This is a genomic window from Xanthomonas arboricola (assembly GCF_003353015.1).
GTDB lineage: Bacteria > Pseudomonadota > Gammaproteobacteria > Xanthomonadales > Xanthomonadaceae > Xanthomonas > Xanthomonas arboricola_E.
In genome coordinates, this window is sequence record NZ_QREM01000004.1 from 1 (window position 1) to 23,749 (window position 23,749).

Annotated in this window: 24 protein-coding genes; 7 read left to right on the forward strand and 17 right to left on the reverse strand. The window is 68.3% G+C overall.

The genetic code is table 11. The features are described from left to right. Positions 1-182 precede the first annotated feature (182 nt). Genes C0541_RS03075 through C0541_RS03085 form a run of 3 tightly spaced genes read right to left on the reverse strand, consistent with a single transcriptional unit; the run spans position 183 to position 3,258 of the window. The gene (locus tag C0541_RS03075) at positions 183-647 is read right to left on the reverse strand and encodes a response regulator (protein ID WP_104614945.1); all 465 of its coding nucleotides are present in this window, start codon (positions 645-647) and stop codon (positions 183-185) included. Further along, positions 644-2,554 carry an ATP-binding protein gene (locus C0541_RS03080; RefSeq protein ID WP_115045687.1) on the reverse strand — a complete coding sequence of 637 codons (1,911 nt, stop codon included), beginning with the start codon at positions 2,552-2,554 and terminating at the stop codon, positions 644-646. The genes C0541_RS03075 and C0541_RS03080 overlap by 4 nt, the downstream gene beginning before the upstream one ends. Beyond that, positions 2,551-3,258 (reverse strand): helix-turn-helix transcriptional regulator, encoded by a 708-nt coding sequence (locus C0541_RS03085; protein ID WP_115045688.1) that lies wholly within the window; start codon positions 3,256-3,258, stop codon positions 2,551-2,553. Before C0541_RS03085 ends, C0541_RS03080 begins: the two co-directional genes overlap by 4 nt. Before the next feature lie 124 nt (positions 3,259-3,382). Between C0541_RS03085 and C0541_RS03090 the strand changes: the two genes are divergently transcribed. Together C0541_RS03090 and msrA are read left to right on the forward strand one after the other, a co-directional pair. After that, positions 3,383-3,898: an SgcJ/EcaC family oxidoreductase gene (locus tag C0541_RS03090; RefSeq protein WP_115045689.1), complete on the forward strand. Its 516-nt coding sequence runs from the start codon at positions 3,383-3,385 to the stop codon at positions 3,896-3,898. 82 nt (positions 3,899-3,980) lie between these two features. Beyond that, entirely contained in the window at positions 3,981-4,631 is a 651-nt protein-coding gene (msrA, locus tag C0541_RS03095) for a peptide-methionine (S)-S-oxide reductase MsrA (protein ID WP_115045690.1), read from the forward strand. Between the two features lie 327 nt (positions 4,632-4,958). Here the strand turns inward: msrA and C0541_RS03100 are convergent, their stop codons facing one another. From C0541_RS03100 to ahpC, 6 genes are all read right to left on the reverse strand, one after another. Further along, the gene (locus C0541_RS03100) at positions 4,959-5,528 is read right to left on the reverse strand and encodes a type 1 glutamine amidotransferase family protein (protein WP_115045691.1); all 570 of its coding nucleotides are present in this window, start codon (positions 5,526-5,528) and stop codon (positions 4,959-4,961) included. A 386-nt stretch (positions 5,529-5,914) separates the two neighbouring features. Then, a complete protein-coding gene (tal, locus tag C0541_RS03105; RefSeq protein WP_115045692.1) occupies positions 5,915-6,883 on the reverse strand; it encodes a transaldolase in 969 nt (322 codons plus the stop codon). Between the two features lie 75 nt (positions 6,884-6,958). Next, positions 6,959-7,381 carry a nucleoside diphosphate kinase regulator gene (gene rnk, locus C0541_RS03110; protein WP_016900728.1) on the reverse strand — a complete coding sequence of 141 codons (423 nt, stop codon included), beginning with the start codon at positions 7,379-7,381 and terminating at the stop codon, positions 6,959-6,961. A gap of 431 nt (positions 7,382-7,812) precedes the next feature. Next, positions 7,813-8,754: a LysR substrate-binding domain-containing protein gene (locus C0541_RS03115; protein ID WP_115045693.1), complete on the reverse strand. Its 942-nt coding sequence runs from the start codon at positions 8,752-8,754 to the stop codon at positions 7,813-7,815. A gap of 79 nt (positions 8,755-8,833) precedes the next feature. Continuing rightward, the gene (gene ahpF, locus C0541_RS03120; protein ID WP_115045694.1) at positions 8,834-10,426 is read right to left on the reverse strand and encodes an alkyl hydroperoxide reductase subunit F; all 1,593 of its coding nucleotides are present in this window, start codon (positions 10,424-10,426) and stop codon (positions 8,834-8,836) included. A gap of 217 nt (positions 10,427-10,643) precedes the next feature. Then, positions 10,644-11,207, reverse strand: a complete 564-nt coding sequence (gene ahpC / locus C0541_RS03125; RefSeq protein WP_003488826.1) for an alkyl hydroperoxide reductase subunit C — start codon at positions 11,205-11,207, stop codon at positions 10,644-10,646. A gap of 200 nt (positions 11,208-11,407) precedes the next feature. Here ahpC and prmC point away from each other — a divergent pair, with 200 nt between their 5' ends. Both prmC and pip read left to right on the forward strand, forming a co-directional pair. Then, positions 11,408-12,256, forward strand: coding sequence for a peptide chain release factor N(5)-glutamine methyltransferase (gene prmC / locus C0541_RS03130; protein ID WP_115045695.1), 849 nt, complete (start codon positions 11,408-11,410; stop codon positions 12,254-12,256). A 252-nt stretch (positions 12,257-12,508) separates the two neighbouring features. Then, entirely contained in the window at positions 12,509-13,450 is a 942-nt protein-coding gene (gene pip / locus C0541_RS03135) for a prolyl aminopeptidase (protein WP_115045696.1), read from the forward strand. Between the two features lie 253 nt (positions 13,451-13,703). On the opposite strand, the gene C0541_RS03140 is transcribed toward pip, so the two are convergent. From C0541_RS03140 to C0541_RS03155, 4 genes are read right to left on the reverse strand one after another with little or no spacing between them, the layout of a single operon-like run. Beyond that, complete coding sequence (locus C0541_RS03140) at positions 13,704-14,489, reverse strand: N-formylglutamate amidohydrolase (RefSeq protein ID WP_115045697.1); 786 nt, start codon at positions 14,487-14,489, stop codon at positions 13,704-13,706. After that, positions 14,482-15,033, reverse strand: a complete 552-nt coding sequence (locus C0541_RS03145) for an NUDIX hydrolase (RefSeq protein WP_161959860.1) — start codon at positions 15,031-15,033, stop codon at positions 14,482-14,484. The genes C0541_RS03140 and C0541_RS03145 overlap by 8 nt, the downstream gene beginning before the upstream one ends. After that, positions 15,030-16,016 carry a 5'-3' exonuclease gene (locus tag C0541_RS03150; RefSeq protein WP_115045699.1) on the reverse strand — a complete coding sequence of 329 codons (987 nt, stop codon included), beginning with the start codon at positions 16,014-16,016 and terminating at the stop codon, positions 15,030-15,032. The genes C0541_RS03145 and C0541_RS03150 overlap by 4 nt, the downstream gene beginning before the upstream one ends. Then, complete coding sequence (locus C0541_RS03155) at positions 16,013-16,588, reverse strand: nitroreductase family protein (protein ID WP_115045700.1); 576 nt, start codon at positions 16,586-16,588, stop codon at positions 16,013-16,015. The genes C0541_RS03150 and C0541_RS03155 overlap by 4 nt, the downstream gene beginning before the upstream one ends. Before the next feature lie 348 nt (positions 16,589-16,936). Here C0541_RS03155 and C0541_RS03160 point away from each other — a divergent pair, with 348 nt between their 5' ends. Further along, on the forward strand, positions 16,937-19,294 hold the full coding sequence (locus C0541_RS03160) for a DUF1631 domain-containing protein (RefSeq protein ID WP_115045701.1): 2,358 nt from the start codon (positions 16,937-16,939) through the stop codon (positions 19,292-19,294). Positions 19,295-19,331: 37 nt separating this feature from the next. Here C0541_RS03160 and C0541_RS03165 read toward each other — a convergent pair whose 3' ends face one another. Further along, complete coding sequence (locus C0541_RS03165; RefSeq protein WP_115045702.1) at positions 19,332-20,195, reverse strand: alpha/beta hydrolase; 864 nt, start codon at positions 20,193-20,195, stop codon at positions 19,332-19,334. A 122-nt stretch (positions 20,196-20,317) separates the two neighbouring features. On the opposite strand from C0541_RS03165, the gene C0541_RS03170 reads away from it, so the two are divergent. Both C0541_RS03170 and C0541_RS03175 read left to right on the forward strand, forming a co-directional pair. After that, a complete protein-coding gene (locus tag C0541_RS03170) occupies positions 20,318-20,917 on the forward strand; it encodes a TetR/AcrR family transcriptional regulator (protein ID WP_115045703.1) in 600 nt (199 codons plus the stop codon). A gap of 155 nt (positions 20,918-21,072) precedes the next feature. Continuing rightward, entirely contained in the window at positions 21,073-22,164 is a 1,092-nt protein-coding gene (locus C0541_RS03175; RefSeq protein ID WP_115045704.1) for an NAD(P) transhydrogenase subunit alpha, read from the forward strand. 169 nt (positions 22,165-22,333) lie between these two features. On the opposite strand, the gene C0541_RS03180 is transcribed toward C0541_RS03175, so the two are convergent. The 3 genes from C0541_RS03180 to C0541_RS03190 are packed head-to-tail and all read right to left on the reverse strand — an operon-like array spanning position 22,334 to position 23,726. Continuing rightward, complete coding sequence (locus tag C0541_RS03180; protein WP_115045749.1) at positions 22,334-22,816, reverse strand: DUF3106 domain-containing protein; 483 nt, start codon at positions 22,814-22,816, stop codon at positions 22,334-22,336. A gap of 5 nt (positions 22,817-22,821) precedes the next feature. Continuing rightward, positions 22,822-23,166 carry a hypothetical protein gene (locus tag C0541_RS03185; RefSeq protein WP_115045705.1) on the reverse strand — a complete coding sequence of 115 codons (345 nt, stop codon included), beginning with the start codon at positions 23,164-23,166 and terminating at the stop codon, positions 22,822-22,824. Continuing rightward, the gene (locus C0541_RS03190) at positions 23,163-23,726 is read right to left on the reverse strand and encodes an RNA polymerase sigma factor (protein WP_115045706.1); all 564 of its coding nucleotides are present in this window, start codon (positions 23,724-23,726) and stop codon (positions 23,163-23,165) included. Before C0541_RS03190 ends, C0541_RS03185 begins: the two co-directional genes overlap by 4 nt. Positions 23,727-23,749 lie beyond the last annotated feature (23 nt).

Sequence of the window (23,749 nt, forward strand, 5' to 3'; positions counted from 1 at the left end):
GTGCGCATCATTCCGGCGGATGCCATTCGTCGGCGGGCACCGGCCAGTGCGGGGAGGCACCCGCGCTGTAGCGCAGCACCACGCGTAGGGGCGCACCCGGGCGCGACGGGCGTTACCGGTGAAGCCTCGTCGCGCCCGGGTGCGCTCCTACGCTGTTGGGCGTTGGGGATTGATGGTGCGCATCATTCCGGCTGACGCCATCCTGGGGGTGCGGCCTCCGGTGCCGCCAGCGCCCGCAGGCGTTTGAACAGCACGGTGGTTTCGGCCACGTTCCAGACCCGTAGCGCGACCTCGAAGGTGTCCAGCGGCTTGGTCAGGAAATCCTTGGCACCCAGGCCCAGGGCGCGGTGGCGCGCGCTGCGACTGGGGTCGGCGGTGAGCACGATCACCGGCAGGAAGTGGCCGGGATCGGACAGCCGCGCCAGTTGCTCCAGCAGCGCATACCCGTCCAGCTCCGGCATCTTCAGGTCCAGCAGGATCAGGTCCGGCGCGAAGGCCGACACCAGCCCCATCACCCGCAGCGGGTCGGTGGTGGCGATCACCTGCTGGAAGCCTTCGCGCTGCAGCAGGTCTTCGAGCAGCCGCACATTGGCCGGCTCGTCGTCGACGATGAGGATGCGCGAGCCGAGGATTTCGTCGCGTGTCATGCCAGCAGCCCGTCGATCACAGTGAAGAATTCCGCCACGTCGAGCGGCTTGGTCAGATACGCGCGCACGCCCTGGTTGCCGACCCGCGCCAGGGTGGCGGTGGTGGCATCGGCACTGATCACCACCACCGGCACGCCGGCCGTGGCCGGCTGCGCCTGCAGCTCGCGCAGCAGGTCTTCGCCGCTGCCGTCGCTCAGGTGCAGGTCCAGCAGGATCAGGTCCGGGGCACCATGCTGCAGCAGTTCGCGCGCCTGCGCCAGGCTGGCCGCTTCCAGCAGCTGCCATTGCGGGCGACGTTCGCTGAGGGTGCGGATCAGGGCCTGGTTGGACGGGTTGTCCTCAATGCTCAGCAGCCGGCATACGCCGCTGCCGGTGCGACTCGGCGGCACGGTGGTGCGTGTCGGCTCGCTCTGCTGCGGTTCGCCCTGCGGCAGCGCGATCCAGAAGCGTGCGCCATCGCGGCCACTGTCCACGCCGATGCGCCCACCCATCGCCTCGATCAGCCGCTTGCTCAGCGCCAGGCCCAACCCGGTGCCTTCCACCGCCGAGCGCTCTGCACCCAGCCGCTCGAACGGCGTGAACAGGCGCTCGATCTGCGCCGGCGTCAGGCCCGCGCCCTGGTCTGCGACCGTGATGCGCACCTGCTCGCCATCCGGCTGCGCGCTCACCTGCACCTGGCCGCCGGTGCGGTTGAACTTGACCGCGTTCGACAGCAGGTTGAGCAGCACCTGGCGCAGCCGCTGCGCATCGGCGCGCACCGTCCACGGCCCGTCGATGGCCGCCGGTTGCAGCGCGATGCCGTGCTTGTCCGCGTCCGGCGCGATCAGGCCCAGGGCCTCGTGGACGGCCGCACGCACCGAGATCGGCTCCGGGCTCAGGTCCAGTTGATCGGCCTCGATGCGCGCGATGTCCAGCAGCTCGGTGATCAGCCCCAGCAGGTGCCGGCCGGCGCCGAGGATATGCTGCAGATGACGGCGATGTCCGGGTTCGGGCAGGTCCATTTCCAGCACCTGCGCATAGCCCAGGATCGCATTGAGCGGCGTGCGCAGTTCGTGGCTGCTGCGCGAGAGGAATTCGGTCTTTGCGCGGTTGGCGGTTTCCGCCTCGCGCCGCGCCAGTTGTGCTTCGGCCGCACGTGCGGCGAGCAGCTCGCTGGCCTGCGCCAGGCGCTGGCCGACCTGGCCCAGCTCATCGCCGGCACGTGGCTGTGGCGCCAGCGGCAGGCCTTCGCCCAGTCGGTCGGCATTGGCGGCCAGGGTGCGCAGGCGCCCGGAGAGCGCCGAGGCGAACCACGCCACCGCAAACACCGCGCCCAGGCCGCCGAGCATGGCCGCACTCAGGGTGATGATCAGGTTGCGCTGGCGCAGCCCCTGCGCCTTGGCGGTACGTACCTGCAGTTGCGCGGTTTCGTAGTTGCGCAGTTCGCGCAGTTCGGCACGCAGGATGTCGAGCTTGTACTTGCCGTCCCACAGCTGGCGGATCTCTTCCTCGCGGCTCAGATCCGGCGCCAGCAAGCGGCGCCAACCCTGCATCTTTTCCGCAAACAACGGCTTGATGCGCGCGAACCGCTGCGCCTGCCCCGGGTCGGTGATGCGTTGCGACAACCGCTCGGCCACCCGTTGCAGGCGCGGTTCGGCATCGCGGTACGGGGTGAGGAATTCATCGCGGCGCACCAGCCGATAGCCGCGCACGCCGGCCGCGGTTTCGGCCAATAGCGCATGCGCTTCGTACAGGTCACTCAGCACTTCCAGCGTCTGCCGCACATCGTTTTCGGCAGCGATGTTCTGCCGCTCCACGCTGTAGATCGCCATCAGGGCGACCGCCAGCAGCAGCAGCGGCAGGGTCACCACCGCCAGGCTCTTGCGGGTGATCGGCCAATCGTTCCAACGCACCGCCACTGCATTCATAGCGCGAGTCCGGCTTGGACCGCGTACACCGCGGCCTGGGTGCGATCTTTTACCTCAAGTTTCTGCAGGATTCGCTCCACATGCACTTTGACCGTGCCGGGAGAAATCCCCAGTTCAGCTGCCAGCGTCGCATTGGTGAGGCCGCGCGGCAGCAGGGACAACACCTGTTTCTCGCGTTTGCTGAGCGCGCCGAGGCGGTCGTCCTGCACCGGCTTGCGCCGACGCGTGGCGATCGGCCTGGCCGGTTCGGCCACCATTGCCGGCAGCAGCAGTGCGAAGGCCTGCAATGCCTGCACATCGTCGTTGCCGGGGGCGGGGCGGTTGTCGTTCCAGGCCACGCACAGCATGCCCAGGGTGCTGCCCAGCGCATGGATCGGCACCTTGGCCTCGCGGAAATCGGCCGGGCGCGGTGGCATCAGCCAGGCCGCTTCATGGCTGTCGCCGGCGGCGCTGGCGCCGGGCGGCAACGCGCGGCCACGGCTGGCCAGCACCTGCGCGCGCGGCCCGCGCTGTGCCAGCACCGCGCCATGTTCCAGGCCCAGCAACAGCAGCACCCGGCCCAGCACCGCGTCGCAGGCCTGCTCCGGCGTCTGCGCCTGGCGCAGCATCACCGCGGTCTCCCAGAGCGCCTGCCAGCGTGCGCTGTCGGACGCCTCGCGTCGCAATGTCAGACGCCAATCGCCAGCACTGGTAGGGGTTTCCATGAATACGCTCTAGGCCGATCAGCATATTTGAGTATATGCCATTCGGCAGAATTGTTGGGGTCGCTTGATTTCGATACTGAGCTCGCCCGATGAGGCACCCCCATCCACTACACGGAGATTTCCCATGCGTCGCACTCTGTTCTCTCTGGTTCTGGCTCTGGCTGCCACCCCGGCGCTGGCTGGCGGCGTGATGCATTACACCGACAAGGCCACGCTGCCGGCAGGCGGCGAAGAGCGCGAAGTCGCTGCACTGTTCGACACCTGGAACGCGGCCCTGGCCACCGGCAATCCGGACAAGGTGGCCGACCTGTACGCCCCGGACGGTGTGCTGTTGCCGACCGTGTCCAACGAGGTGCGCGCCTCGCGCGCGCAGATCGAACAGTACTTCGAGATGTTCCTGGCCAAGAAGCCGCGGGGCGTCGTCAACTACCGCACCGTCCGCGTGCTCGACGACGACAGCGCGGTGGATGCCGGCGTCTACACCTTCACGTTGACCGACAAGGACGGCAAGAAGAGCGACGTGCAGGCGCGCTACACCTTCGTGTACGAAAAGCGCGACGGCAAGTGGCTGATCATCAATCACCACAGCTCGGCGATGCCGGAAGTGAACACCGCCACCGCCTCGTTGGGCAGGAAGTAATGCCGCAGTGGCCGTAGTGGCTTGAAAGCCGCTACGGCCGGCGCCATCCAGCAGGCAATCCTCACGATTGCGGAGTTGCACCATGCTGGGAATCGGCGCTTTCAAACAACGCATGCCACGTCCGGGCGAGGCGTTGCCCGGACGCGAGCAGGCACTACCGCTCCACAACAGCCACCTGATCAACGGCCATCCGTTGCGCGGGGAGTTCACCGGCCTGGCCCAGGTGCAGTTCGGGCTAGGCTGCTTCTGGGGCGCAGAACGCAAGTTCTGGAACCTGCCAGGGGTGTACACCACGGCGGTGGGTTATGCCGGCGGCGAAACACCCAACGCCACCTACGGCGAAGTGTGCTCCGGGCAGACCGGCCACACCGAGGCGGTGCTGGTGGTCTATGACGCCGAGAAGGTGTCGTTCGCGCAATTGCTGCGCACGTTCTGGGAAAGCCACGACCCCACCCAGGGCATGCAGCAGGGCAACGATGTCGGCACGCAGTACCGCTCGGCGATCTATTGCACGACACAGGCGCAATACGACGCCGCGCTAGCCAGCCGCGATGCGTACCAGCAGCAGCTGGACGCAGCCGGGTATGGCGCGATCACCACGGAGATCCGTTTCCCGGCGCCCACGTTCTACTACGCCGAAGACGATCACCAGCAGTATCTCGCCAAACACCCCAATGGTTATTGCGGGCTTGGCGGAACGGGAGTGAGCTGCCCGATCGGGCTGGATGCCTGACGGAAAGGCGGGCCGGATTGAAGCGCTGTCATCCACGTGACCGTGGCGGCGTGCCGATGGCCAACAGTGACCGGCAGCGTTCTCACGATCAGGCAGCGCATGGGAGTGCATGCCAGGCAACTTGAATGGCTACGTCGGAGACGACGTGGCCATCTTTTTCTGCGGTGCGCGCACCACGTGCCGGCACCGCCGCGGGTGGCTGAGGGGCGAACCGGCCGGCGCATCAGTGCGGTCGATCGCCATGGTCGATCGCGGCGATGAATCGGCGGCGACTCACCGCATCCGGTCAGTGCAGCCAGTACGCCAGGGGTGACTGAATCTGCCGGGTCACACGAACTCGCCGGCAAACATGCCGCGCAGCTGGGCCAGCATGTCGGTGCGTTCCGGATGCAGCAGTCGCATGCAGGCAAGCGCGAAGCCGACCGGGCTGGTGCCGGGTGCGGTGATCACGCCGTCGGCGGTCACCACCTTTTCGTGGCGGTATTGCGCAGCACCGGCGTATGGCACCACATGGTCCTGCAGGAAGGCCAGCGCGTTGCTGGTATGCGCGCGTTCGTCGAGCAGGCCGGCATAGGCCAGGGCGATGGTGGCGCCGCAGATCGCGGCGACCGGGCGCTGATGCTGCACGCGCTCGACCAACAAGCCGCTCAGGCCGGGGATTTCGCCGGCTTGCCAACGCTCGCTGCCGGGCAGGATCCAGAGATCGGCATCCAGCGGCGCCAGATCGGAGAGGGCGAAGTCCGGGGTGATGCGCAGCCCGCCGATCGACTGCACCGGCTGGCCATCGATGCTGGCGATGACGACCTGGTCGCCGAACCATTCGCGCGCCGCCGGCAGCACGACGCCAATTTCCCAGTCGGCCACGCCGTCGACCATCACCACTGCAATGTTTGCCATTGTCCGCTACGCCAGTTGAGGAACCCGGATTCTAGGCAGTGCGGGTTGCGCAGGTGTAAGCGACGTGTGGAGAGCGACGTCGATGCGCGCACCGATCAACCAGAACAAACGCGTGGCAGCCCGGCGGCGGCGGCGCAGGCATCACCGTACCCACATGCTCACCGGTGCCCGGCAAGGCCAGCCTTGGCCAGCCGCAGTTCCCGCGCCGGCCTCGCACGCCGAGCTGGGCGAAAATGGCCGCGGTGGAGCGGGTTCGAGAAAGCCATCGATCGGCCGGCATCGCCACGCGTCGTGGCGGCAGCATGTCACGCAGCCAGGCGATGCAAACCAAAACGCCCGCAGCCAGGAAGCTGCAGGCATCGTTGGCGCGAACCGTGGCGCTGCAATCAGCCGGCGAGCTTGTCGGTGATGGTCTTGCGCAGTGCCTGCAGATCCTTGGCGAAGGCATCGATGCCGCTGGCCAGCTTTTCGGTGGCCATCGGATCGGCCGCCAGGTCGGTGGCGAAGCGGTCGCTGTCGATCGGGGTGACCTGCGCGTTGTCGGCCTGCGCGGGCGAGAGCTTGCGCGGCAGCTGGCCGTGCTCGGCGTCGAGCTTTTCCAGCAGCTCCGGCGAGATGGTCAGGCGATCGCAACCGGCCAGCGCTTCGATCTGCGCGGTGGAGCGGAACGAGGCGCCCATCACCACGGTGGACGAGCCACGCTGCTTGAATTCGTTGTAGACCGTGCGCACGAACACCACGCCCGGGTCTTCGTCGATGCTGGCCGGGGTCTGCCCCTGGGCGACGTAGTAATCCAGGATCCGGCCCACGAACGGCGAGATCAGGAACACGCCGGCCTCTGCGCACGCCAGCGCCTGCGAGCGGTTGAAGATCAGCGTCAGGTTGCAGTCGATGCCCTCGCGCTGCAGCTGGCGGGCCGCCTCGATGCCTTCCCAGGTGGCCGCGATCTTGATCAGGATCTTGTCCTTGGACACGCCACGCTCGGCATACATCGCGATGAACTTGCGCGCCTTGGCGATGGTGGCCTCGGTGTCGTGTGCCAGGTCGGCATCGACCTCGGTGGAGACGCGGCCAGGCACCAGTTCGGCCAGCTTGACGCCGACGCCGATGGTGAGGCGATCGGCCACTTCGTTGACGGTGACGGTGCGGTCTTCGCCGCCGTGTTCGCGGCCCCAGGCCAGTTCGCGTTCGATCAGATCGGCATAGACCGGCAGGTCCAGGGCCTTTTTGACCAGGGTGGGATTGGTGGTGCAGTCGACCGGCTTCAGACGCTTGATGGCGTCGTAGTCGCCGGTATCGGCAACCACGACGGACAGGTCACGCAGCTGGGCGAGCTTGGAGGGAGATGCAGTCATGCGGGTTCTCTCGAATCGTGGAACGGGTCGTGGATAGGACGCAGCGCGCTACGGTAGCGCGCCTGGCGTGGGAAGTCAGGCGCCGGCCAGCGCATGTTGATCGTGCACGGCGCTCACGCGCAGACGCAGGTCGCGCCCGTCGGGCGTGCGCCAGTCGATGCTCTGCCCGACCGACAGGCCGAGCAACGCGCTGCCCACCGGTGCCAGCACCGAGATGCGGCCGTGCTGCACATCGGCCTCGTGCGGGTACACGAGGGTGAGCGTATGCCGTTCGCCATGCAGCTCATCTTCGCAATCGATGCGGGAGTGCATGGTGACGACATCGCCGGGAATCTGGTCGGGCGGCACGACGCGTGCACGGCCCAGTTCGTCACTCAGCGCGGTGGCGGCCGGGTGCTTGTTGAACGCGGGGGAATCGAGCAGGGCCTCAAGCCGGGCGAGGTCATGGCTGGAAACCAGGATGGACGGCGGCAAGCCGCTGTGGTGCTGCGAGGTCATGGCAATCTCCTTGACGACGACCGCTCGCCGACATGGCAAGCGTCACTGACCAGATGAGGGCGCCGTTGCCCGATCGCAATGCGGGGCGAGATGAGGCAGCGTATGGCAGGGGTCGGCACCGGCGCGGCACTTTGCGCTGAGGCCTGGCCAGCAGTCAGGCGAGCGCGGCAATGCACCGGCACAGTGCCGCGCCCATCAGCGCCCAGTCACAAGCGACGGGGGTGGAATCCGCCGTGCGCATGACGCCGCAGCCGCCAAGGATTCCCTGAAACGCGGCGTCGTCACCCGCAACCCAACAAAAAACGACGCTTGCGCGTCGCTTATGTCCGAGAGCAAATGGGAAAAACGGTACGCCAAGCAACCGCAGCCGTGACACGCTTTCCCGATTCCCGATTCCCGATTCCCGATTCCCGATTCCCGATTCCCGATTCCTAGGCCGCAACCGCCTTGGGACCCGTCGCCGGCTGGTCCAGCGTGAACAGGCTCTCCGGCAGCTCCCTGAACAACTGCGCCAGCTGCTCCAGAAATGCGGTCATGGCCGAACTGCGGCGCCAGGCCATGGCGATGCGCCGGCTGGGCTGCTTGTCCTCGCGGAAGCGGATCAGGCGGATGTTCTCCGAGCGTGCGACCGGTGGCTTGACCGCCAGCAGCGGCAGCAAGGTCACACCGACGTTGGCGGCCACCATCTGGCGCAGCGTCTCCAGGCTGGTGGCCTGGAACTCGGATTTTTCCAGGGCGCCGGCAAGATGGCAGACATCCAGCGCCTGCTCGCGCAGGCAGTGGCCATCTTCCAGCAGCAACAGCCGCTGCTCGGACAGGTCGTCCAGCGTCATGCTGTCATGGCGCGACAGCGGATGGCCTTCCGGCACTGCCAGCACGAAGGGTTCCTCGAACAGGAATTCGGCATGCAGCTGCTCGTCCTGCAACGGCAGTGCAAGCAGCGCCGCATCCAGGCGGCCTTCGCGCAGCTGGTGCACCAGCTGGTCGCTCTTTTCCTCGATCAGCAGCAGTTCCAGGCGCGGGAAGCGCTCGCGGATCCGCGGCACCACATGCGGCAGCAGGTACGGCGCCAGGGTGGGAAAGATGCCCAGCCGCACCGTGCCCGCTTCCGGATCCTGGCTGCGCCGCGCGGCTTCCTTCATCTGCTCCACTTCGGCCACGATGCCGCGTGCGCGCATCGCTGCCTCGCGGCCGGCGGGGGTCAGCATCACCTTGCGCGGCGCACGTTCCACCAGCGGCACGCCGAGCTCGTCCTCGAGTTTCTTGATCTGTGTGGACAGCGTCGGTTGACTGACGAAGCAGGCGGTCGCAGCACGGCCGAAATGCTTGTGGTCGGCCAGGGCGACCAGGTATTTCAGGTCACGCAGATTCATGTGCAGCAGCCCTCATTGCGGTAACGGGGTACGCCTGGAGCTTAGCGCCCGGCCTGGCCGGGCGCTGGCTTGAGTGCGCTTATGCAGCCTGGGCAACGCTATCGACGCCGGCCGGTGCGCTGGACCGGATCAGGTGATCGAAGGCGCTCAACGCAGCCTTGGAACCTTCGCCCATCGCGATCACGATCTGCTTGTACGGCACCGTGGTGGCGTCGCCGGCAGCGAACACACCGGGAACATTGGTCTGGCCGCGGTCGTCGACGATGATCTCGCCGCGCGGCGACAGGGCGACGGTGCCCTTGAGGAATTCGGTGTTGGGCAGCAGGCCGATCTGCACGAACACGCCCTCCAGATCGACGTGCTGGATGTCGCCGCCGGTGCGGTCCTTGTAGACCAGGCCGGTGACCTTCTGCCCATCACCGAGCACCTCGGTGGTCTGCGCGCTGGTGATGATGCGCACGTTGTGCAGGCTGCGCAGCTTGCGCTGCAGCACTTCGTCGGCGCGCAGCTTGTCGTCGAATTCCACCAGCGTGACATGCGCCACGATACCGGCCAGATCGATCGCGGCCTCGACGCCGGAATTGCCGCCGCCGATCACCGCCACGCGCTTGCCCTTGAACAGCGGGCCATCGCAGTGCGGGCAATAGGCCACGCCCTTGTTCTTGTACTGGTTTTCGCCCGGCACGTTCATCTGCCTCCAGCGGGCGCCGGTGGACAGGATCACGGTCTTGCTCCTGAGCGAGGCGCCGTTGGCCAGCTTGACCTCGATCAGGCCATCGGCACCGGCCGGGATCAGCTGCTCGGCGCGCTGCAGGTTCATGATGTCCACGTCGTACTGGCGCACATGCTGCTCGAGCGCGGCAGCCATCTTCGGGCCTTCGGTTTCCGGCACCGAGATGAAGTTTTCGATCGACATGGTGTCCAGCACCTGGCCACCGAAACGCTCGGCGGCCACGCCGGTGCGGATGCCCTTGCGTGCGGCATAGACGGCCGCTGCCGAGCCGGCCGGGCCACCGCCAACCACCAGCACGTCGAAGGCGTCCTTGGCGGCGATCCTGGCGGCATCGCGCTTGGCGGCATTGGTGTCGAGCTTGGCGACGATCTGCTCCAGCGTCATGCGGCCCTGGTCGAACAGCTCGCCGTTCAGGTACACGGTGGGCACCGACATGATCTGGCGGGCTTCCACTTCGTCCTGGAACCAGGCGCCGTCGATGGCCACGTGCTTGATGCGCGGGTTGAGCACGGCGGCAAGATTCAGCGCCTGCACCACGTCCGGGCAGTTCTGGCACGACAGCGAGAAATAGGTTTCGAACTGGTAGTCGCCATCCAGGTGCTGCACCTGCTCGATCACCTCGGCGGCAGCCTTGGACGGGTGCCCGCCCACCTGCAGCAGCGCCAGCACCAGCGAGGTGAACTCGTGGCCCATCGGCAGGCCGGCAAAGCGCAGCGAGATGTCCTGGCCGGGCGTGGTCAGCGCGAACGAAGGCTTGCGCTGGTTGTCGTCGCGGTGGATGTCCAGGCTGATCTTGTCCGACAGCAGCACCAGGTCCTCGAGCAGGTCGAGCATTTCGCGCGAGCCGGCGCTGTCGTCGATCGAGGCATTGATCTGGATCGGCCGCGTGACCCGTTCCAGGTAGGCGGTCAGCTGGGTCTTGAGGTTGGCATCCAACATGGAGAACTCCTGGGAATGGGCAAGGGGAGGGCGTGGCGTCGCTGCGGTGAGGCAGGTCGCCGGGGAGGAGGGGATGAACCGCAGCCGGCGCGATGTCGGGAATGCGTGCTGGCGATGGCTGGCGGGCAGCCCGGCACCGGCTCCGGTTCACCCCCGGCCCAGTGCTGGGCCGGAGATGGCCTTGCGGCCTGGGGACAGGCCGCAAGGGAGGGTCGATTTAGATCTTGCCGACCAGGTCCAGCGACGGAGCCAGGGTCTTTGCGCCTTCCTTCCACTTGGCCGGGCAGACCTGGCCAGGGTTGTTGGCGACGAACTGGGCAGCGGTCAGCTTGCGCAGCGTCTCGGTGACGTCGCGGGCGATGGAGTTGTCGTGGATTTCCAGGGTCTTGATGACGCCTTCCGGGTTGATGATGAAGGTGCCGCGCAGGGCCAGGCCTTCTTCTTCAATGTGCACGCCGAACGCACGGGTCAGCTTGTGGGTCGGGTCGCCGATCAGCGGGAACTGCGCCTTGCCCACGGCCGGCGAAGTTTCGTGCCACACCTTGTGCGAGAAGTGCGTGTCGGTGGTGACGATGTAGACCTCGGCGCCTGCCTTCTGGAACGCGGCATAGTTGTCGGCGGCGTCTTCCACTTCGGTCGGGCAGTTGAAGGTGAAGGCGGCCGGCATGAAGATCAGCACCGACCACTTGCCCTTCAGGCTGGCCTCGGTGACTTCGATGAAGTTGCCGTTGTGGTACGCATTCGCCTTGAACGGCTGGACCTGGGTGTTGATGAGAGACATTGAGTTTCCTCGTGCGGTGAAGGGGACGGGGGATGGAACAGTCGCCATGGTAGGCAGGATCGATAGATTTCTCAAATCGATTGATGGAATTGTATAGATAGTCTTTGGCTATCGATTCGGCAGACAGGATCTGCCGATGCGGCAGGCGGTTCCATCTTCGATAATGGTCAGCCGATGTTGCGCACGAGTGAACGATCCGTATGAGCGATGAGTCCGCCGCTTCCGCCGAACACCTGCTGCGGCAGGCGTGCCAGCGGATAGACCGCCGCGACGCCGAACCCTTGCTGCTGCATGCGCTGGGCCGCGACCGCGCCTGGTTGTTCGCGCATGGCCGCGATCGCGTGGACGCGGCTGTCGCGCAGGCGTTCGAGGAGCTGGTGCTGCGGCGCCAGGCCGGCGAGCCGGTTGCGTACCTGACCGGCACGCGTGGGTTCTGGACGCTGGAGCTGGCGGTCTCCACCGCCACCCTGATCCCGCGCGCCGACACCGAGCGGCTGGTCGAACTGGCACTCGAACGCCTGGATGCCCTGCCTGGCCGCCGCGTCGCCGATCTGGGCACCGGCAGCGGCGCGATCGCGCTGGCGATCGCCAGCGAGCGGCCGCAGGCACAGGTGATCGCCACCGACGCCAGCGCAGCGGCGCTGGCGGTTGCCCAGCGCAATGCCGACAGCCATCGGTTGGGCAATGTGGACTGCCGGCAGGGCAGCTGGTTCGCGCCACTGGCTGGCGAACGCGTCGACCTGATCGTCAGCAACCCGCCGTATATCGCCGCGCAGGATCCGCATCTGCGCCAGGGCGACCTGCGCTACGAGCCGGCCAGCGCGCTGGCGTCCGGCCCCGACGGCCTGGACGACATCCGCCTGATCGCCGCCGAGGCGCCGGCGCATCTGCTGCCGGGCGGCTGGCTGCTGCTCGAACACGGCTGGGACCAGGGCGCGGCGGTGGCCGCGCTGCTGCAGGCGCGCGGCTTCGATGCGGTGGCGACCCATCAGGATCTGGAACAGCGCGACCGGGTGACGTCGGGGCGCTGGTCGCGCACTGCGGACTAGGTGCGGCCGGCGACGCCCGGAAAGCAGGCGGCGGGTGGATGCGGACGGTGCGCCCTGCCTAGTCCACGTGCGTGGGACAGTCCGGTTCCGGGCCGCCGCGGCGCCTGCCTGGCGGCGCAGGCGGGCGTCTTGAATCAGCTGCACCAGGCCGTCGTGTACCGCAGTGCGCCTGGCCCTGGCCAATCGTGTGGGTGCGCGCCGCGTCGATGCGCCGGCTGCCGATACACTAGCGGTTTCCCGCAGGACCGACGCATGCGCACGCTCTATCCCGAGATCACGCCGTACGACCACGGCACCCTCCAGGTCGACGACCGCCACACCCTGTATTTCGAGCAGTGCGGCAATCCGCAGGGCAAGCCGGTGGTGATGCTGCACGGCGGCCCCGGTGGCGGTTGCAACGACAAGATGCGGCGCTTCCACGATCCGGCCAAGTACCGCATCGTGCTGTTCGATCAGCGTGGCGCAGGCCGCTCCACCCCGCATGCCGATCTGGTGAACAACACCACCTGGGACCTGGTCGCCGATATCGAACGCTTGCGCGAGCACCTGGGCATCGGGCGCTGGCAGGTGTTCGGCGGCAGCTGGGGCTCGACGCTGGCGCTGGCCTATGCGCAGACCCATCCGCAGCAGGTCACCGAGCTGGTGTTGCGCGGCATCTTCCTGCTGCGCCGCTTCGAGCTGGAATGGTTCTACCAGCAGGGCGCCAGCCGGCTGTTCCCGGATGCCTGGGAGCATTACCTCAACGCGATTCCGCTGGTGGAACGCGCCGATCTGATCTCCGCCTTCCACCGCCGCCTCACCAGCGATGACGAAGCCACGCGGCTGGCCGCGGCCAAGGCGTGGAGCGTGTGGGAAGGTGCCACCAGCTTCCTGCATGTGGACGATGATTTCGTCACCGGGCATGAGGACGCACACTTCGCACTGGCGTTCGCGCGCATCGAGAACCACTACTTCGTCAACGGCGGTTTCTTCGAGGTCGAAGACCAGCTGTTGCGCGACGCGCACCGCATCGCCGATATCCCCGGCGTGATCGTGCAGGGACGTTACGACGTGGTGTGCCCGATGCAAAGCGCCTGGGATCTGCACAAGGCCTGGCCGAAGGCGCAGCTGCAGGTCAGCCCGGCCGCCGGTCATTCGGCATTCGAGCCGGAAAACGTCGACGCGCTGGTGCGTGCAACCGACGGCTTTGCCTGAGCGCAACCGGGAGCGTGCACGGGAAGCTGCAGCAGCGCTCGCGCGCCAGCGGCAGGAGCGCACCCGGGCGCGACGCAGGGTAACGGGACGGCCGGTCGCGCCCGGGTGCGCTCCTACGAGGCAGCAGCAGGTTTCACCGAGGCGCGGATCAGCGCGGCCGCCGCATGCCCTGTAGGAGCGCGCTTGCGCGCGATGAGGCCTTACCGATGACGCCCCATCGCGCGCAAGCGCGCGCCTACCGTGATTGTCGGTTTCAGTGCGGCAGCAATGCCTGTGCCAGTGGCGGCAGGAGGCGTGCCAGTCGCCGTGCCCAGGCCTGCTGGCCGGTCGCGTCGGCGATCAGGTCCTGGCGGATCTCCAGCTCCACATGCAGCAGCCCGCGGCCTTCGCCGTAAACCGGTATCGCATAGTCGCTGGTGTCGCTGACCGCATAGGGCTGGTTGTCGCCGACCACCAGATCCGGCTCTTCGCGCAATGCGTGCAGCAGCCGGTGCGCCAGCCGCGTATCGCGGTGGTACAGCACGCCGGCATGCCAGGGCCGCGCGTTGCCGGCCATGAGTGGCGTGAAGCTGTGCATCGACACCAGCATGGTCGGTTGGCTGCGCTGCGCACGTGCATCCAGTTCCGCCGCGATGCGTGCGTGATACGGCGCGAAGATCTCGTCGATGCGCTGCTGCCGCGCGTCGGCCGACAGTTGCTGGTTGCCGGGAATCGAGGTGCCGTCGCTGACCTCGGGCATCAGCGTGGCCGAACCGTGCGGGCGATTGCAGTCGATCACCAGGCGTGAATAGGTCTGCGCAATGGCAACGGCATCCAGCGCATCGGCCAGCGCATGGGTGACCCCGGCAATGCCGATATCCCAGCCGATATGGCGATCCAGTTCGTGTTGCGGCAGACCCAGGTTGGCCAGCCGCGCCGGCACGCGCTGACCGGCGTGGTCGGCGATCAACAGCCACGGCGCGGCGGCCTGCGGGTTGTGCACGCTGAAGGGGAACGGATCGTCGGCGCCCAGCAGGCGGCCAGCGGTCGCTTCAGCCACGCGGGGTGCCGTCCAGTGCGTGATCGACCAGATACAGCCCCGCCCACAGCTTGGGATCCATCTGGTAGCCCTCGGCCATCTTCTGCACCAGCCAGGCGCCAACCTGCGCGCGCGGGATCTCGTGCACGGTGATGTCCTCGCTGGCGTCGCCGCCGCCTGCGCCGACCTTGCGCAGGCCGGTGGCGCGCACGAAGGCGATCTTCTCGCTGCTGGCACCGGCCGAGGTGGGGCCGATCATCAGCACTTCGGCGTGCCCGGCGGTCCAGCCGGTTTCTTCTTCCAGCTCGCGAATGGCCGACAGCTCGATCGACTCGTCGGCATGCACGTCGCCGACCAGGCCGGCCGGCATTTCGATGGTGCGCGCCTGCAGCGGCACGCGGAACTGTTCGACGAACAACATCGCATCGTCCGGGGTCACCGCCACGATGATCGCGGCCAGGCCGCCGGCATGCACGCGCTCGGAATACTCCCAGGTGCCGCGCACGACCATGCGCTGGTACTTGCCTTCGTAGACCACGGTGGGCGGGGTGTCGTGTCGGTTCATGGATGCAGGCCTTGTTGCAGGGAAACGGGAGTGCGCGGTGCCGACGCGCCGCCGCAGGCGGCCAGCAAGCGGCGCCGCGTGAGCGGGCCGAAGCGCAGGCTCTCGCACAGGCCGCCCAGCATGTCCGTGTCGGCCTGCGCGCGCGTGAAACCGGCATCGGTCAGCGCCAATGGCGCGTCGAGCGCGATGGTGGTGAGCTGCCGCCACAGCAATGCGTGTTCGCGTTGCTCGCGCAGGCGCGCGGCCATCTGCGCCGCGCCGCGCAGGCGCAGGAACGGGATCTCGTCGATGCGTTCCAGCAAGGCATCCAGGCTGCCGAAATGCGACAGCAGCACCGCTGCCGATTTGGCGCCGATGCCGGTGACGCCGGGGATGTTGTCGATCGCATCGCCGCACAGCGCCAGGTAGTCGGCGATCTGATGCGCATGCACGCCGTGGCGCGCCTTGACCCCGTCCACGCCCCAGCGCAGGTTGCGTGCGTAATCCCACTGCTCGTCGTGCTCGAGCAGCAGCTGCGACAGATCCTTGTCGGCCGACACGATCACCCCGCGCAGGCCGTGCGCACGCACGCTGTGCAGGGCACTGCCGATCAGGTCGTCGGCCTCGTAGTCGCGGTGCGCCAGCACGTTCAGGCCCAGCGCGGCGCACAGCGCCTTGCAGTGCGCGAACTGGCGCCGCAACGCATCCGGGGCCGGGGTGCGATTGCCCTTGTAGGCCGGGTAGATCGCATGCCGAAAGCAGCTGTCCAGCGCCTCGTCGAAGGCGACGGTGATGTGCGCGGGGTCCTCGCGCTCGAGCAGGTCGAGCAGGAAGCGCGCAAAGCCGTGCACGGCATTGGTCGGCCAGCCCTGCGCATCCTGGAACTCGTCCGGGATCGAATGCCAGGCGCGGAACACGTACAGGCTGGCATCGACCAGATACAGCGGGGTCGGGCGACCGACCGCCAGGGGCGTGCCCGCAAGCGTGGGGATGTGCGAGGTCACGGGGTCCAGTCGCGCAGCAGCGCACGCGGGTCCGGGCGCTCGCGCTCGGGCACCTGCATGCGCGGGGTGCCGATATGGATGAAGCCGGCGATGCGCTCGTCCTGCTCCAGGCCCAGGTAGCCGGTCACCGCCGGGTCGTAGGCCATCCACGCGGTCAGCCACTGCGCACCGAAGCCATGCGCCTGCGCGGCCTGCAGCAGCGCGAAACACACGCAGCCGGCGGTGAGCAGCTGTTCCTGCTCGGGCACCTTGTGCCCGGGGCGCAGCGCGGCGATCACCACGATCACCAGCGGCGCATCGTTGAAACGGTTGCGGTCCTTTTCGACCGCTGCCGGCGGCGCCAGCGGGTCGGCGGCCTGGGTGCGCTCGGCCAGGAAGTCGCCCAGTGCCTGGCGTGCGTCACCGCTGATGCGCAGGAAGCGGAACGGCACCAGCTTGCCGTGGTCGGGCACGCGCACTGCCGAGGCGAGCATGCGCAGCAGGGTGTCTTCATCCGGGCCGGGTTCGCCCAGCTGTTTGGAGGGGACCGAGCGGCGCGCGTCCAGCGCCTGGAGCGAATAAGGTGCGTGCATGAGTCCGGGTCGAGGCGAGAATGCGGGCGATTATAGACGGGCCCTTCCCAACGCCCGCCGCATCATGGCAGGGCGTCGATGCCGGCCTGGCGATGCGCAGACCGGCCGTACATGCTGAAGGCTTAACCCCCGCAGGCGGGTGATGCCGGTTGGCAAGCGCCACTGCAGCGAGGCAAGCTAGGATGTCCGCCTGACACGCAAACCCTGGGCGGTCACGACTAAAGTGCCAATTGCGTCACACTTAACAAACGAGCGAAACGCCTACCATGCGGTGGCGGAATGTGGGGCCGCGTCCGTTTCCTCTCGTTTGAATATTTTCACGCCTGCAGGGGCGGGGAGCCTTTGCGCATGACTTTTCAGCCCAGTCCGTCGGGACATCCGGGCCGTGACCAACGCTTGCTCGAACAGGCGTATGCCGTGTTCGTGCCCGCGCTTGCGCAGGTATTTGCAGCTGCAGTGGCCCATTTCGACGATGTGCTGTTCGACCGTGCCGAGTCCGCGGGCGTGTCGCAGTTGCTGTTTCTCGATGGCATGCGTGAATTGCGGCGCAAGCGCGAGGATGTGGCCACGCAGTTCCGCCAGCAGCTGGACGACGGCTGGCAGGCGCTGCTGCTGGGCGAGCCGTTGTCGGCCGAGGTGGTGCTGGCAGGCGACATCGGCACCGGCCCGCTGAGTCTGGTGCCCGAACACGTGCTCGAATCGCGGCTGGCGGTGCGCAATCTGGCCACCGTGCTGCTGCGCGACTTCAAGCAGGTGCTGGCGCGGGTGGACCGCCGCCTGGGCTGGATCGCCGGCGGCCTGGAGCTGGTGGCCGATACCAATCCGCTCGGTCCGGAACACCTGGGCGTGGCGATCCACGAAGCCTTCGCCATCTGCGACCTGGCGCCGGAAGTGCGCCTGGTGCTGATCAAGCTGTGCGAGCGCGACCTGGCCGAGCCGATCGGCAAGTTGTACGCGCGTCTGGACGAGACCCTGGCCAAGGCCGGCGTCATGCCGGAAATCTCCCAGCCCAAGCGCCCCCCGCCGCGCGTGCAGCCCCGTGGCGACACCCCCGAAGAGCGTGCGCAGGCCGAGGCGCAGGGCGGGTTTGCCGAGCTCGGCGGCGACGATCAGAACGACCAGTACGCACCGGCCTGGGCCAACCGCTTCCTGGACCGCTGGGCGCATAGCCGCGGCCGCATGCAGGCCGCCACCCAGCGTGGCCAGGCCGGCGGCGGCGCTGCCGGCGGCATGGACGGTGGCGAGGCCGATCACCCCGGCGGCAGCCAGGGCATGTTGCTGGAAGCGCTGCACGAACTGCTGCAGCAGACCCGCAACGTGCGTGACAACACCGCCTCGGCCGCCTCGGTGGCGGTGGGCCAGCAACGCCCGCTGAGCCAGCGCGAGATGATGTCGGTGCTGTCGCTGCTGCAGGCCACGCCGAGCGCGACGCTGCAGGCGGCGATCGGCGACGACACCGAGTCGCTGGCGCAGCGGCTGAAGAACGAAGTGCTGTCCAGCGCCACCCGGCTGGGCGTGGACCCGGCGACCGCGCGTCTGGACCCGATGGACGAGGATGCGATCGACCTGGTCGGCATGCTGTTCGACGTGATGCTGGACGAACGTGACCTGGAAAACCGCTCGCGCGAAATGATCGGCCGCCTGGTGGTGCCGTTCGTCAAGGTCGCGCTGCTGGATCGCAAGATGTTCGTGCAGAAGGCCCACCCTGCGCGGCGCCTGCTCAATTCGCTGGCCGAGGCCTGCGAAGGCAACAACGGCGACAGCGCTGCCGAGCGCGTGCTGATGGGCAAGGTCGAGGAAATCGTCGACCGCCTGGTGGCCGAATTCAACGAGAACCTGGCGATCTTCCTGACCCTGGAAGAGGAATTCCGCGATTTCCTGTCGCAGCACCGGCGCCGGGTGGAGATCGCCGAACGGCGCGCCACCGAAACCCAGCGCGGCCAGGAAAAACTCGAACTGGCACGCAGTCGCGCGCTATCGGAGCTGGAACAGCGCACCCAGGCCGGCGTACCGCTGCCCAGGGCGGTGGAGGATTTCCTGCGTCAACCGTGGCTGCACCATCTGACCATGGCGATCCTGCGCGACGGCGACGAAGGCCCGGGCACCGTCGAGGCCCTGGCCCTGGCCGATGGCGTGCTGGAGGAACTGGCCGAGGCGCGCCGCCACATCGTCGGCAAGCCGTGGCTGCAGGTCTGGCAGCCGGCGCTGCACCGTGCGTTCGCCAGCGTCGGCCTGCATGGCGATGCGGTGGTGGTGGCGATCACTGCACTGCACGACACCTTGCAGGCCATTGCCGAGGCGCGCCCGGAGCTGGAAAAGGCCCTGCCGGAGCTGCCGCAGGTCAACCTGCCGCCGCCGGCTGCCGAAAGCGTCAGCGTGGTGCTGGGTGCCGAGGCGGTGGCGCAGAGCATCGACAGTGCCGATGCCGAGCGCTTTCGCGCGATGGACATCGGCACCTGGCTGGATTTCGTCGACAAGGACGGCAAGGTGCAGGCGGGCAAGCTGTCGTGGGTGAGCCCGATCTCGCAGCGGTTGCTGTTCGTCAATCGCCGCGGCGTGCGCTTCTGCGTCGCCTCGCCGGAGGAACTGGCGGTGATGGTGCGGCTGGGCCGGCTGCGCGAGCACATCAACGACGGTGCCTTCGACAGCGCCATGCAGGGCGTGATCGACCGCCTGGATCCGTTGCACAACAGCACCGTGCACTAGCGGGGGGCTGCGATGCCCCCGACGCCGTGCCGTGCGCTCAGGTCCGCGCCGGGCCGATGAAGCGCAGTGTCGCCTCGATGACCGAGGCATGGTCGAGCATGCGGTTGTGCCCCAGGCCTTCGGTGGTCATCAGTTGCGCCTGCGGCCACAGCGCCGCAAAGCGTGCGCCTTCCTCCCAGGGCGTCTCGCGGTCGCGACGGTCGTGGATGACCAGCGCCGGGCGATCGAACCGCGGCAGGTGCGGGGCGGCATCGAAGTCGGCAAAACAGGCACCGGTCAGCCGGACCAGCCAGTGTTCGAACGGGACGAAGGTCGCGGGCGCAATCCCGGCAGCCTGGAACTGGCGCTTCGCGCTGCCTGCCGGCTCCACCAGCGGGGCAATCAGCACATAGCGCGCCGGACGCCATGCCGGATCGTCGGCAAACACCGCCGCGGCGGTGCCCAATGAGTGACCGATAAAGACGGCGGGACGCCCGAAGCGGCTGCCGATCTCGCGCAGGATCTTCACGAAGTGCGGCAGGTTGCTGATCTGCCCCCCGCTCAGGCCGTGCGCGGCCTGATCGAAGGCCACCACCGCATAGCCCAGTGCGCGGAGCTGCGGTACCCAGGCGGCAAAGCGCAGGCCGTAGCTGGCCCAGCCATGCGACAGCAGCACGTATGGCTGCCGGGCAGGGTCGCCCCACTGGTACACGGCGATGTCGACACCGTCGATGCGCAGCGTCTGGCGCTGCACCTCTTCCAGCGTGGCGGCGAGGGCCGCAGCCTGGCGGCGGCCGGCCGGGCCGGGGGTCACGAACCGACGCGCCAGGTAACGGCCGGTCGGGCCGGGGGCCAGGCGGCTGGCGCCGGCCAGCAGGCCACGCAGCAGCCGCGCGCGCAGTTTGGTAAGGGACGAGCTCATGGGCATTCCTCGTGGGAGCGAGCGCGATCTTGTCGGTGACAAGATGCCTGCCGAGTCTGGTACCTGAATCTTGTCAGCGTCAAGATTATCTGCTGCACTGGGGCCCCGCCAGGCGAGCCGCCATGCCGCGACCACACGTCCCTGCCGCCTATCACCATGGCGACCTGCATGCCGCGCTGCGCCGCGCTGGTTGGGAGGTGCTGGGCGACTCCGGCCTGCGTGGACTCACCCTGCGCGAGTGCGCGCGCCGTGCCGGCGTCTCGCACGCCGCACCGGCGCATCACTTCGGCTCGCTGGACGGGCTGCGGGCGGAGCTGGCGGCCGATGGCTACGAGCGCATGCTCGCGCATATCCGCGCCACCCAGCAGGCGCTGGGCGATCCGTTGCTGGGCTGCGGGCTGGGCTATATCCGTTTCGCCGTTGCGTTTCCGCAGCAGTTTCGGTTGATGCTGGGGCTGGACGTGCGTGCCAGCGGCCTGCCACGGCTGGTGCAGGTCAGCGAAGCGGCGATGGCCTATCTGCGCGAAACGGTGCGCGCGCAGTGGATCGCCCGCCACGGCAGCGACCCGGATGCGACGCTGCTGGAGCAGCGCACCTTGCTGGGCTGGAGCGCGGTGCACGGCTATGCCTCGCTGGTGATCGACGGCAGGCACGAGCGGTTGCGAGCCTTCGCGCCGGAGGCCGTGATGGCGCCCCTGCTGAAAGGCCTGCTGGAGCCGTAGCGCGGTTGCAGGCGCTGCGGACGCCACCGCCCGGCGATCGCGCCGGCTGCTCGCCCGTGCTCTGCCCATCAATGCTGCACGCAGGCATCGCCGCCGGCGCGGCCGCTGCGCTCTGCTAGCATCGCGGCGACTGGAGCGCGAGACCGGAGCAACGCATGGCAGTGCAGGTGCTGGTGCTGAAAGAACGGGCGGCGGGCGAACGCCGGGTGGCGGCGACGCCGGAAACGGTCAAGAAGCTGGTCGCGCTCGGTGCCAGCGTTTGGATCGAGCCGGCTGCCGGCCACGCCAGCAGCATGGACGATGCGGCATATATCGCGGCCGGTGCGCAGCTTGCCGACCCGCAGACGCTGACCCAGGCCGACGTCGTGCTGTGCGTGCAGGCGCCGCCGACCGAGGTGCTGCTGCACTGCAAGGCGCAGGCGGTGGTGATCGGCATGCTCGCCCCCGATGCCGACCCGGCGCGTGCGCAGGCATTTGCCACGCGCGAGCTGGTTGCGTTTCCGCTGGAGCGCCTGCCGCGCACCACACGCGCGCAGGCGATGGACGTGCTGAGTTCGCAGGCCGGCATGGCCGGCTACAAGGCCGTGCTGATCGCCGCGCAACTGGCGCCGCGGTTCTTCCCGATGCTGACCACCGCGGCCGGCACGATGCGCCCGTGCAAGGTGCTGGTGATCGGGGCCGGCGTGGCGGGCCTGCAGGCAATCGCCACCGCCAAGCGGCTGGGCGCACAGGTGGAAGGCTTCGATGTGCGGCCGGAAACGCGCGAACAGATCGCTTCATTGGGCGCACGGTTCCTGGATCTGGGCGTCAGTGCCGCCGGCGAGGGCGGCTATGCGCGCCAGCTCACCGACGACGAGCGCGCCGAACAGCAGCGCCGCCTGGCCGAGCACCTCAAGGGCGTGGACGTGGTGGTGTGCACGGCAGCGGTGCCCGGGCGGCCCGCACCGAAGATCGTGACCACCGGGATGGTGCAGGGCATGCGTCCCGGCAGCGTCATCGTGGACCTGGCCGCGGAAACCGGCGGCAACTGCGCGGCCACCCGCCCGGGCGAGACCTACGACCTGGACGGCGTGACCATCGCCGGCCCGCTCAATCTGGCCAGCCAGGGCGCGGTGCACGCCAGCGAGATGTTTGCGCGCAATGTCTACGCCTTCGCCGCATTGCTGATCAAGGATGGCGCGCTGTCGTTCGACTGGGACGACGACCTGCTGGCCAAGACACGCTGGTCGGCGGCATCGACTGCATAGCCCCGCCGGGCCCATGCGCCTTGCGCATTGGCATTTCCGGGTAGGAGCGCGCTGGCGCGCGATGGAGCGTTACCGGTGAGGCTCCATCGCGCGCAAGCGCGCTCCTACGGTGGCTGCGCGCGGATGCACGGCGCGATGGTGTGCCGCGCTCGCCGCGGCGGCGCGGCCGTCAATCGTCGGTTGGCGGATGCTCGCGCAACCAGGTGCTGCGCTCGGCCGGACTCATCTTCTGCCAGCGTTGCTGCAGCTCGTTGCGTTGCTGCTGGTTGAGCGTGCGCATGCGGTCGAACAAGGCCTTGGCCTCGCGACGCTGCTCCGGGCTCATGTTGCGGAAGCGGTCCATGCCGGCCTTGGCCTGCTTGCGCTGCTCCGGGGTCATGTCCAGCCAGCGGCGCGCGTGGCGATACATGCGCGGGCGTTCTTCCGGCACATCGTCCCAGCGCTCGCGCAGCGCATCGATCAGCACCTGACGCTGCTGCGGGGTGAGCTTGTCCCACTCGGGCATCGGCGTGTCTGCCGCGCGCGGGCCGGGACCTCGCGGTCCGGGGCCATCGGGCGGCGGCGATCCCGGGGGAGGGGCCTGGGCCAGCAAGGAGGCGCACGGCGCCGCGCACAGCAGCAGGGTCAACAACAGGCGGGGGGTGCGGGTCATCGTGCTCATTCCATGGCCAGGGCGGTGTCGGACGCCAGCCAGACGTACAGGTCCGGATTCTGGGTCAGCATGTCGTCGGTATCGGTGGTGGTGCCGGTGACCAGCTGGGTCGGGGCGGGCGTCGGCGTGGCGGTCTCGCCTGGACGCAGCTGCAGGCCGATGCCGACCGCCAGCAGCCCGGAACACGCGGTCGCCAGCAACCAGTAGCCGCGTCGGGCGCGCGAGGAAGCGGTCGCATGCCGAGCCTGGCGCAGGCGCGCCAGGGTCTGCGGCGGCAGGCTGGTGAGGGCGGTGGCATGCAGCTGGCGCAGCTGCGCATCCAGCTGTGCCGGGTCGGGGGAGCGGTTCACAGGAAATCCTCGAACTGTTTTTGCAACGCGTCGCGCGCGCGCGACAGGTGGGTTTTGACCGAGCCTTCCGAGCAGCCCATCGCCTTGGCGGTGGTGGCCACGTCCAGGTCTTCCAGCACGCGCAGCGTGAACGCTTCGCGCTGGCGCGCCGGCAGGCTGCGCAAGGCTTCGACCAGCCGTTGGTAGGCCTGTTGATGCTGTCGTTCGTCCACCGGCCCGCTGCCGGGGTCGGCCCAGTCGATGCTGCCTTCGTCGTCGGCACGCTCGGCTGGCGCCCAGAATTTCAGGCGGAAGCTGCGCCGACGCTGCAGGTCGATGATGCGGCTGCGCAGGATGCTCCAGAACAGCGGCGTCCATTCGGCGGCCGGGCGCTCGCGGTAGCCGAGCAGCTTCACCATGGCGTCCTGCACCGCGTCCAGCGCATCTTCGCGGTGACGCAGGCCGGCCTCGGCAAACCGGAACGCACGCGGGCCGATGCCGGCCAGGAAGGCGTCCAGCGAAACGGGCGCGGTGGCGGCCGGTGCGGCAGGTTGCGGATCGAAAGGGGTTCCCACCAGCACAGCGTAGCTTCCGCGGAAACGAT

Bases quoted from the DNA above. Each gene is read 5' to 3' on its own strand.
- C0541_RS03145 (WP_161959860.1), bottom strand. From the start codon at position 15,033: ATGAACCGACACGACACCCCGCCCACCGTGGTCTACGAAGGCAAGTAC.
- ahpF (WP_115045694.1), bottom strand. From the start codon at position 10,426: ATGTTGGATGCCAACCTCAAGACCCAGCTGACCGCCTACCTGGAACGG.
- tal (WP_115045692.1), bottom strand. From the start codon at position 6,883: ATGACTGCATCTCCCTCCAAGCTCGCCCAGCTGCGTGACCTGTCCGTC.
- C0541_RS03090 (WP_115045689.1), top strand. From the start codon at position 3,383: ATGCGTCGCACTCTGTTCTCTCTGGTTCTGGCTCTGGCTGCCACCCCG.
- rnk (WP_016900728.1), bottom strand. From the start codon at position 7,381: ATGACCTCGCAGCACCACAGCGGCTTGCCGCCGTCCATCCTGGTTTCC.
- C0541_RS03075 (WP_104614945.1), bottom strand. From the start codon at position 647: ATGACACGCGACGAAATCCTCGGCTCGCGCATCCTCATCGTCGACGAC.
- C0541_RS03165 (WP_115045702.1), bottom strand. From the start codon at position 20,195: ATGAGCTCGTCCCTTACCAAACTGCGCGCGCGGCTGCTGCGTGGCCTG.
- C0541_RS03115 (WP_115045693.1), bottom strand. From the start codon at position 8,754: ATGAATCTGCGTGACCTGAAATACCTGGTCGCCCTGGCCGACCACAAG.
- C0541_RS03155 (WP_115045700.1), bottom strand. From the start codon at position 16,588: ATGCACGCACCTTATTCGCTCCAGGCGCTGGACGCGCGCCGCTCGGTC.
- C0541_RS03160 (WP_115045701.1), top strand. From the start codon at position 16,937: ATGACTTTTCAGCCCAGTCCGTCGGGACATCCGGGCCGTGACCAACGC.
- C0541_RS03100 (WP_115045691.1), bottom strand. From the start codon at position 5,528: ATGGCAAACATTGCAGTGGTGATGGTCGACGGCGTGGCCGACTGGGAA.
- msrA (WP_115045690.1), top strand. From the start codon at position 3,981: ATGCTGGGAATCGGCGCTTTCAAACAACGCATGCCACGTCCGGGCGAG.
- C0541_RS03085 (WP_115045688.1), bottom strand. From the start codon at position 3,258: ATGGAAACCCCTACCAGTGCTGGCGATTGGCGTCTGACATTGCGACGC.
- C0541_RS03180 (WP_115045749.1), bottom strand. From the start codon at position 22,816: ATGACCCGCACCCCCCGCCTGTTGTTGACCCTGCTGCTGTGCGCGGCG.
- ahpC (WP_003488826.1), bottom strand. From the start codon at position 11,207: ATGTCTCTCATCAACACCCAGGTCCAGCCGTTCAAGGCGAATGCGTAC.
- C0541_RS03170 (WP_115045703.1), top strand. From the start codon at position 20,318: ATGCCGCGACCACACGTCCCTGCCGCCTATCACCATGGCGACCTGCAT.
- C0541_RS03175 (WP_115045704.1), top strand. From the start codon at position 21,073: ATGGCAGTGCAGGTGCTGGTGCTGAAAGAACGGGCGGCGGGCGAACGC.
- pip (WP_115045696.1), top strand. From the start codon at position 12,509: ATGCGCACGCTCTATCCCGAGATCACGCCGTACGACCACGGCACCCTC.
- prmC (WP_115045695.1), top strand. From the start codon at position 11,408: ATGAGCGATGAGTCCGCCGCTTCCGCCGAACACCTGCTGCGGCAGGCG.
- C0541_RS03080 (WP_115045687.1), bottom strand. From the start codon at position 2,554: ATGAATGCAGTGGCGGTGCGTTGGAACGATTGGCCGATCACCCGCAAG.